The organism is Paenibacillus montanisoli (assembly GCF_003268025.1).
GTDB lineage: Bacteria > Bacillota > Bacilli > Paenibacillales > Paenibacillaceae > Paenibacillus_Z > Paenibacillus_Z montanisoli.
The window spans coordinates 448,759-456,506 of sequence record NZ_QLUW01000006.1 but is presented as its reverse complement, the minus strand read 5'-3'; the positions used below and the strand labels follow the sequence as shown (position 1 = coordinate 456,506).

The window sequence follows — 7,748 nt, the reverse complement described above, 5'->3', positions numbered from 1 at the left end:
AGGTTGCCTACGTGTTACTCACCCGTCCGCCGCTAACCTTCCCCGAAGGGAAGATCCGCTCGACTTGCATGTATTAGGCACGCCGCCAGCGTTCGTCCTGAGCCAGGATCAAACTCTCCATAAAAGTAGCCGAGAAAACTCGTCCATTTTCAGGGATGGCTTGTTAGCTCATCGCTGACTTGCTTCATTTTAAAACCTTTTGACAGGTCGCTCATTGTTCAGTTTTCAAGGAACAAATGCTTCATTACTTCAGTTGTTTCGCTCGCCGTTGTCTCAGCGGCGACTTGATTAATATATCACATCCGGTCGTTCGATTGCAAGCATTTTTTTAAAACTTTTTTTCTTACTTGCTTGCCCGCTTTCGCTGTTTCATTCTTTTCCCGGAGGCGGTAATAAAGAATTTATCACATGCCCTAAGGATACGTCAAGCATTAATTTATAAAAAAAATCACGGCCCTGACGAGGCCGTGATTTTCCGCTAAGAAACGTAATGATAACGCAGCTCGATCGCTTCTGCATCGCCTAAAAGCGTCATGTAGGCAACCTCACGAATATAACCGCGCTTAACCAGTTTTTGAAGCAGCAGCGACAAATCCATGTGCAGGTCCATGAGACAAGGATGGTTTTGCAGCTCCATCACGCTCCAAGGCTCCTCGCGGCTTTCCAAGATCGAGAAGAGCAGACCGCAAGAGGATTTCATCTTGTTCATCACGGAGAACTCGCAAGCAAGCAGTACCAGCTGTACACGTTTCTCCAGCGATTCCGGCGAAGAGGTCAGCTCCTCGTACAGCTTATAGATGCCCGGGTTGAACCTTCTCATCTGCCTCCATACGGTTAATTCCGGATGTACGCCTTCTTCTATAAACGCGATATGCGCCCAATGATGGAGAGCTGTCAGCACGTTGGAGTAAGCATCCAGCAGGTTGTTGTCCTGCAAGTCCTGCTTGGCCTGCTGGTAGCTGCGGATAAAATGAGAGAACTCCACCAGCTGCTTCTGCCCGCGCATGGGTGATGGGAAGGCGAGCAAGCTTTCCCTTAAGTTAAGCAAATAATTGTCTCGGTCCAACAGGATTTCCCCCCGAACGAGCCATTGTATGATGCTCCGGTTTTCGCAGCCTGTCGTCCACTGCTCCAGCATGGCCGGCGTTACCGATCTAATCTGAATCCGATCGCCGCCGATCTGGACATGCTCCGTCCCCCGGACCGGTTCGATTTCTTTAGAGATGACCAGCACCAGAAGATCAAGACCGTCGATCATCGGATTATATGGAACCGGATTCTCGATAGCCGCCAGGCTGATCACTGCCTCATTATGTTCAAATATGGTTTTGAAATGTGTTTTTATATGTTCCACGTTGATCCCCCATATAGCTTCGTTCTCTTCTTTAAGCTATAATGATTTCGCAGTTGTTTAATTTCTTAGTTCGACAATGTACGCATGTTTTCCTGCCTAAGGTCTTAGAAAACCGTACGGAACTGTCAGAAAGGACTTGTGATATGTTCGGAAAATCAAGCAAAATCAATGAATTTAGGCTATGGGGCCTTTTGTTCACGCTATTTGGCATGGGTCTTATGATACTGGGCACTGCGGGCATTGTTTTCTGGGGACAAGCCGGGAAAGTGTTCGCGGCCATCTTCATGGTCATCGGCATGATCGCAATGCTGGCCAGCGTAGGTATCTATTTCTGGGCCGGCATGCTGTCGACCAGCGCCATTATCCTGAACTGCCCCGAATGCGGCAGACATACGAAAATGCTCGGCAAAACGGACCGCTGTATGTACTGCAAGACGAAATTGACGCTGGACCCTGCTCAAGCGACCGACCTGGATGACGAGGATAAAGAAGAGATTGAAGAGGTAAAAAGGACGCAGCCTCAATCCTAATCGATAAAAAAAAAACGCCTTTCGGCCGGTTGACTACCGGGCGAAAGGCGTTTTTTTATTATGGAAGCTTAGATAATGATTGATGAATGATACCCCAAATATCGTCGGTTTGGAACTGGCGCTGCCACGTCGCCACGCCTGCTAAACCGTATTTCTTCACAAGCGCAATGCGAGCCTTAATGGAATGGTCGTTTTCGAGCCAAATGCGCTGCAAGGCTCCGTCAGCCTCATATTCAACGTACTGCTGGCCCGACTCCGCCTCTAAAACAGGCTTCAGCTTGCGTTCTTTAATAATAGCCTCCACCGCTTCCATGCCCAGCGCTTTCGAGGTGACTTTTACCTTCCCGTCAGCGTCCTTCTTCTCCGTCCACAGCCGCGCATAAAGCGGCATGCCCAGTACGACCTTATTGGCCGGAACGCCATCCTCCTCCAGAATGCGGGCAACCGACTGCTCCGTCCATGGGAGGGAAGCTACGGAACCAGATTCCGGACTGGAGGCCCAGTGCTCATCGTATGCCATAATCATCATGTAATCGACGGCTTTGCCGAGCGCTGAGCGGTCCAAGAACAGCGACCACAACTCGCTGTTCGATTTAGGCGTTACGTCGATGGACACCACTACGTTCTGCTCATGCATAATCGGCGTCAGCTCCCGTACGAATTGGACGAGATTGGCTTTGTCCGCCGTATTGACGTTTTCGAAATCAAGGTTAATTCCTTGAAGCTTATAGATCTCGGCAAATGCAGCCAACTGGCGGATGATTTGCAGGCGGGTATTGGCACTTGCCAGCGCAGCCGTTGTCCTTTCCGGGTCAAACCCGTTGCTAAACAGCGCCCACACCTGCATTCCTCTGTTATGCGCCCATTGAACGTAGTGCATATCCGCTTTGCTGCTAATGTTGCCTTTGCCATCCATAAGCGTAAACCAGGTTGGCGAAACGACGTTTACGCCCGGCATTTCGCTAATCTGATTTGTATCTATTGCGTTGTCGTATACCGCGTCCCACGTTAGGTTGATCTTACTGCCGATCACTTTCCAAGCCGTGAAGGGTGCCGGCTCCTTGTACGGTTGAATTTGCTCCGTCTCGGTCAGTTGAATGTCGCGCTTCTGCGCATAGCCCATAACTCCATCGGTGCTCTGAACCGTAAACCAGCCTTCCTTCTCACCCCAGATTCGAACGGGATCACTGCCTGCAAGGCGCTTGACGATCGGTTCCTTGATGCTAGGTCCGCGCCGGACAACGGTATCTCCGTCTTCCGCGATCCCCCGCTGCACGGCATCCCCTGCGCGCATGATCGTGACGATGTCATTCTCGGCATTATACTCGGCATGGAGGCCGTACAACTCCTCAAGCGGGGTAATCGGCAAATAGGCTATGTTGTCCTTCACCTTTGCCGCGATGCGCAGAGGATACGGTTTTTTATTAATAGTCGCCGTCAAAGCGTTCGTCTTCATTCGCAGCACCTTGTTCGCATTGGTCAGCACGATGTTGCCTGTTTTCTCCTCCACATACACTTCTTCCTTAAGCCCTAACTGATCATGGATGAAGCTAATGGGCAAGCTAATGACGTCCTGCTCGATTACTGCGCTGTGTTCAGCTACTTTGCCGTGAAATAGAATCGGGTGCTCTGCACCGTAACTTGGTTTTACCTCTGTATGATTAGGGGCCAATCGTTGCCACCCCAGCCACATCCCCGCCGCCGCAGCAAGCAGCCCGCTTGCCAGCACAACCCATTTCAGCCAGCCGCCGCTTTGCCGTCTAGGCCGAAATCTTACCGTTTCCACCTTTTAAAACGCTCCTCTCCAAAGTAAGCTAGTCCATGCTCAAGCTGTCGTCCTTCAAAATAAAAAACGCGCATGCTGGTGAGCTTTTCCTCTACCCCTGCGCGTTCATTTGATTTTCCAATTCATTCGTTTACGTCTTAATTCGTATGCCGCGCGGAGCAATCTGCGCAATACCCATAGATCTCCATACGATGCCCTTCTACCTTAAAGCCGGTTTCTTTGGAAGCGGCTGCTTCCACATCGGTTAAAGGCGGATAGTCGAAATCGACAATCGTACCGCATGAGCGGCAAATGGCATGATAATGCTCCGATAGGTCGGCATCGAATCTGCTTGAATCATCGCCGTAGGTCAATTCGCGGATCAATCCCGCTTCGACGAACAGCCGGAGATTATTATAAATGGTCGCCACGCTCATGCTTGGGAACGAAGGCGAAAGTGATTTATAAATTTCGTCAGCAGTCGGATGGGTCATGGAATGCATGAGAAAGCTTAAGATTGCATGACGCTGCGGGGTCATTCGTACGCCGGTACTTTTTAATTGTTCAAGCGCTTGTTCTACGGTCGTACCCATGCCCAACACGTCCTTTCTGCTTTGGTTTAGAATCATTGTACGTGCATCGTTTTCGTTTTGTCAATGAAAGCGGGAATCATTTTATCATTTGTAACCATTTACCTCGATGCTGCTGTTCGCGTCGATATTGATTCTGTAGCTTCCCGATCCGATGCTTCCGCGAATCGTTTTATCGCTGATCGTGAGCGGCAAGTCGGTCGAAACCTGGCCGAAAGTCACGGAACCGTTAACGGAATAGTTGCCGTAAAGTGGAACCGACAACATAATTTCGCCTATGGAGCTGTCGATGTCCCAGTCGCCGCCGACCTGCGAGCTGGCAATCCGGATATCGCCGTTTAGCGTATCCGCCTTTATAGTACCTGTTGCTTCCTTCAGCACGATTTCGCCGTTCTTCGTATCCGTCTCGATATCGCCCCTGATTTGCTGCAAATCGATGGTGCCGCTAAGCGTCGAGGCTTGAATCGCGCCCGACACGTAGCCTGCTTTAATATCGCCGTTATAGGTTTTAAACTGTGCATCTCCGTTCAGCTTGGTTACCTCGATATTGCCATTCTTCGTCTCCGCCTTGACCGGCCCTGCCAGTTCGCGCAGCGTAATCGGGCCGGTGGTAGCTTTGACGCTTAGCCCGCCGGGCAAGTAGAGCCCCGCCACATCTACGGTGCCGTTCACGATCTGGACGTGGATTTCGGGTTGTACCGGAGGTGCGGCGTTTTGATTCGAGTTGCCCGGTGCCTCCTGGACGCCTGCTTCATTACTCGGCACCGATGTGTCCGGTATGTCGACCGATGGATCGGAGCTGGGCAGATTCTGCCCGAATGCCGAAGCTTCAGGTAAGGTTACTACTATATTCATACGCGGTACACGATCTCCGTTAGCACCGTAGGGATGGCCTTTTACTTCGATTTTCAGCTCATCCTTGCCGCTGACGGCGATTTCCGACTTGGCCGCCGTTTCATCCGCTTCTGCCTGCTCGTCCGAATCGACCCACATGACGGATTCGATCGTCAGCTCGCCGACGTTCCCTTTCTTCACGGTTATTTTACCGTTCGGATTCACGATATCGATCTTTGCCGTTTCCGGCGTCAATGGGGAGTGAATCGCTTCCTTCTCATAACGAAATCCCTTCTCTTCACCATATGCGCTCGTTCCGGTCAAGTTAACCTTGAATTCATCGAGCCAGCGAAACGGCATCGATGCGTACTGAGTGACGGCAAAGGCGGTAACCGCAATAATGGCCGCCAGAAATGTACCGCCGATATCGAACGACCGGCGTTTAGGAGAAGTACGGTAAACCAGATTCAATACAACGACCTCGACGCCAAGCAATACAAATGCAGCCGGCCACCACCGGCTGAGGAGCCCGATATCGTTACGGCCTTGAATTTGATCCCAGAACAGCATGGCGCCGACCGCTGCGATCACTGCCGCAGCCGTAAATCTTCCCGGTTTCAACCTCATCCTCCTTAAGGCAATAGCGAGCCCAAGTGCAATGAAGCCAATACCAGGACCATATGTGCCGATCGTATCTACAATCGATTGAAAGACGACAGGCGCCTGTACAAATATCAGCAGCAGAAAAGCAAGTACGATGACGGCAGCTCCTTGCAAAACGGTCCCGATTCCAAGTCGCGTCGGATCCTCGCTTGCCGGCTCTGCCGCGGTTGCCCGCAGCTTGGCTGCCTGCTGAAGCGTATCGAATACGCTGTAAAACCAAAAGACGGGCAATGCCAATCCGAGGAAGATGATGAGCAGCGCATATTTCCCGCCGCTTTCATCCGCAAAGCGGATCATGGCGGCAATGTCCGTCAACGTGCCGATCAGCAGAAGCATGCCGGTCAGATGCCTTCCCAGCGCAAGATGTCCGCCGCCTGGAATGAGAAAGGCGATGATCGAGGCGAGCCATATAGATCTGGATTGTTCGCGCATGGGATGAATGACACCTCCTGACAGATAAGTTGATGGAACAAATATAAATATTGTATCACACTTTACAAGCACAAAAGAGGCATGTCCGAGCGACGACGGACATGCCTCTTCATCTATTATTGATTCAAGCGCGCAAGCAGAAGCTTGTTGACGAGCGCCGGATTCGCCTTGCCCTTCGTCTCTTTCATGACTTGACCGACCAAGAAGCCGATCGCCTTCTCCTTGCCCGCCTTAAAGTCTTCAACGGACTGCGGGTTATTGCTTACGATGCGGTCGACAACCTCTGCGATCGCGCCTTCATCGCTGATTTGAACCAGACCTTGCTCCTCTACGATTTGCTGCGGACGCTTGCCTGTCTCCAGCATTTCCTTAAAGACGGTCTTGGCGATTTTACTGCTGATCGTGCCCTTCTCCATTAGGCCGATCATCTCGCCCAGCCCTTGGCCGGTCAGCTTGATATCTTCCAGCTCCAAGCCGCCTGCATTCAAATAGCCGAGCAGATCGCCCATGATCCAATTGGACACCGCTTTGGCGTCCTTCGTGTACTGAAGGCTCTCTTCGAAGAAATCCGCCAGCTTCTTGGACGAGGTAATGACGCCCGCATCATAGGAAGGCAGGCCATATTCGGACGCATAACGGGCTTGGCGCGCATCCGGCAGCTCCGGAATCGAAGCGCGAACGCGGGACTTCCACTCATCGTCGATATGGATTTGCACGAGATCCGGATCCGGGAAGTACCGGTAGTCATGCGCCTCTTCCTTGCTGCGCATCGTGAACGTTTTGCCTTGCGTTTCGTCCCAGCGGCGCGTTTCCTGCACGACCTTGCCGCCGCTGTCGAGAATGTCCGCTTGGCGCATCTGCTCATACTCCAAGCCGCGCTGAACGCCGCGGAAGGAGTTCATGTTCTTGAGCTCTGCGCGCGTGCCGAACTGAGCCTGCCCGTATGGACGAAGGCTGATGTTCGCGTCGCAGCGAAGCGAGCCTTCTTCCATCTTGACGTCGGACACTTCGCAGTAAAGCATGATCGCTTTCAGCTTCTCAAGGTACGCTTTGGCTTCCTCCGGCGTGCGAATGTCCGGCTCGGAAACGATCTCCACGAGCGGCGTGCCGACGCGGTTAAAGTCAACGAGCGAGCCGAAGCCGCCTTCGACGTGCGTCAGCTTGCCGGCGTCTTCCTCCAGATGGAGGCGCGTGATGCCAATGCGCTTCGTCTTGCCGTCTACCTCGATATCGATCCAGCCATGCTCGCCGATCGGCTTGTCATACTGGGAAATTTGGTAGGCCTTCGGAGAGTCCGGATAGAAATAGTTTTTGCGGTCGAACTTGCTGATGTCGGCAATTTGGCAGTTTAATGCCATAGCGGCCTTCATTGCGAATTCCAATGCCTGGCGGTTGAGTACCGGCAATACGCCGGGGTGCCCGAGACAGACCGGGCATGTATGGGTATTCGGCGGGGCGCCGAAGGAAGTAGAACAGCCGCAGAAGATTTTGCTCTTCGTGTGGAGCTCTACGTGCACTTCCAACCCGACGACCGTTTCGTAAGTGTTCGGTTCAAACATCGTTTAGCCCTCCTGCTTCGT

6 protein-coding genes and 1 rRNA gene are annotated in these 7,748 nt (G+C 52.2%); 1 reads left to right on the top strand and 6 read right to left on the bottom strand.

The annotated features are described in order from the left end of the window. A 16S ribosomal RNA gene (locus tag DL346_RS26840) occupies nt 1–124 on the bottom strand; the annotation flags it as partial. 354 nt (nt 125–478) lie between these two features. Beyond that, a complete protein-coding gene (locus DL346_RS26835; RefSeq protein WP_112885446.1) occupies nt 479–1,354 on the bottom strand; it encodes a nucleotidyltransferase-like protein in 876 nt (291 codons plus the stop codon). 143 nt (nt 1,355–1,497) lie between these two features. Here DL346_RS26835 and DL346_RS26830 point away from each other — a divergent pair, with 143 nt between their 5' ends. Then, nucleotides 1,498–1,884, top strand: a complete 387-nt coding sequence (locus tag DL346_RS26830; protein ID WP_112885445.1) for a YgzB family protein — start codon at nt 1,498–1,500, stop codon at nt 1,882–1,884. Nucleotides 1,885–1,942: 58 nt separating this feature from the next. Here the strand turns inward: DL346_RS26830 and DL346_RS26825 are convergent, their stop codons facing one another. From DL346_RS26825 to gatB, 4 genes are all read right to left on the bottom strand, one after another. Then, on the bottom strand, nt 1,943–3,670 hold the full coding sequence (locus DL346_RS26825; protein ID WP_112885444.1) for a glycosyl hydrolase family 18 protein: 1,728 nt from the start codon (nt 3,668–3,670) through the stop codon (nt 1,943–1,945). Between the two features lie 137 nt (nt 3,671–3,807). Continuing rightward, a complete protein-coding gene (locus DL346_RS26820) occupies nt 3,808–4,242 on the bottom strand; it encodes a Fur family transcriptional regulator (protein ID WP_112885443.1) in 435 nt (144 codons plus the stop codon). Nucleotides 4,243–4,326: 84 nt separating this feature from the next. Beyond that, a complete protein-coding gene (locus tag DL346_RS26815) occupies nt 4,327–6,168 on the bottom strand; it encodes a DUF4097 family beta strand repeat-containing protein (RefSeq protein WP_112885442.1) in 1,842 nt (613 codons plus the stop codon). 116 nt (nt 6,169–6,284) lie between these two features. Then, nucleotides 6,285–7,727 carry an Asp-tRNA(Asn)/Glu-tRNA(Gln) amidotransferase subunit GatB gene (gene gatB / locus DL346_RS26810; protein ID WP_112885441.1) on the bottom strand — a complete coding sequence of 481 codons (1,443 nt, stop codon included), beginning with the start codon at nt 7,725–7,727 and terminating at the stop codon, nt 6,285–6,287. Nucleotides 7,728–7,748: the final 21 nt, after the last annotated feature.

Excerpts from the sequence above, each read along its gene's own strand:
- DL346_RS26830 (WP_112885445.1), top strand. The coding sequence starts at position 1,498 with ATGTTCGGAAAATCAAGCAAAATCAATGAATTTAGGCTATGGGGCCTT.
- DL346_RS26820 (WP_112885443.1), bottom strand. The coding sequence starts at position 4,242 with ATGGGTACGACCGTAGAACAAGCGCTTGAACAATTAAAAAGTACCGGC.
- DL346_RS26815 (WP_112885442.1), bottom strand. The coding sequence starts at position 6,168 with ATGCGCGAACAATCCAGATCTATATGGCTCGCCTCGATCATCGCCTTT.
- gatB (WP_112885441.1), bottom strand. The coding sequence starts at position 7,727 with ATGTTTGAACCGAACACTTACGAAACGGTCGTCGGGTTGGAAGTGCAC.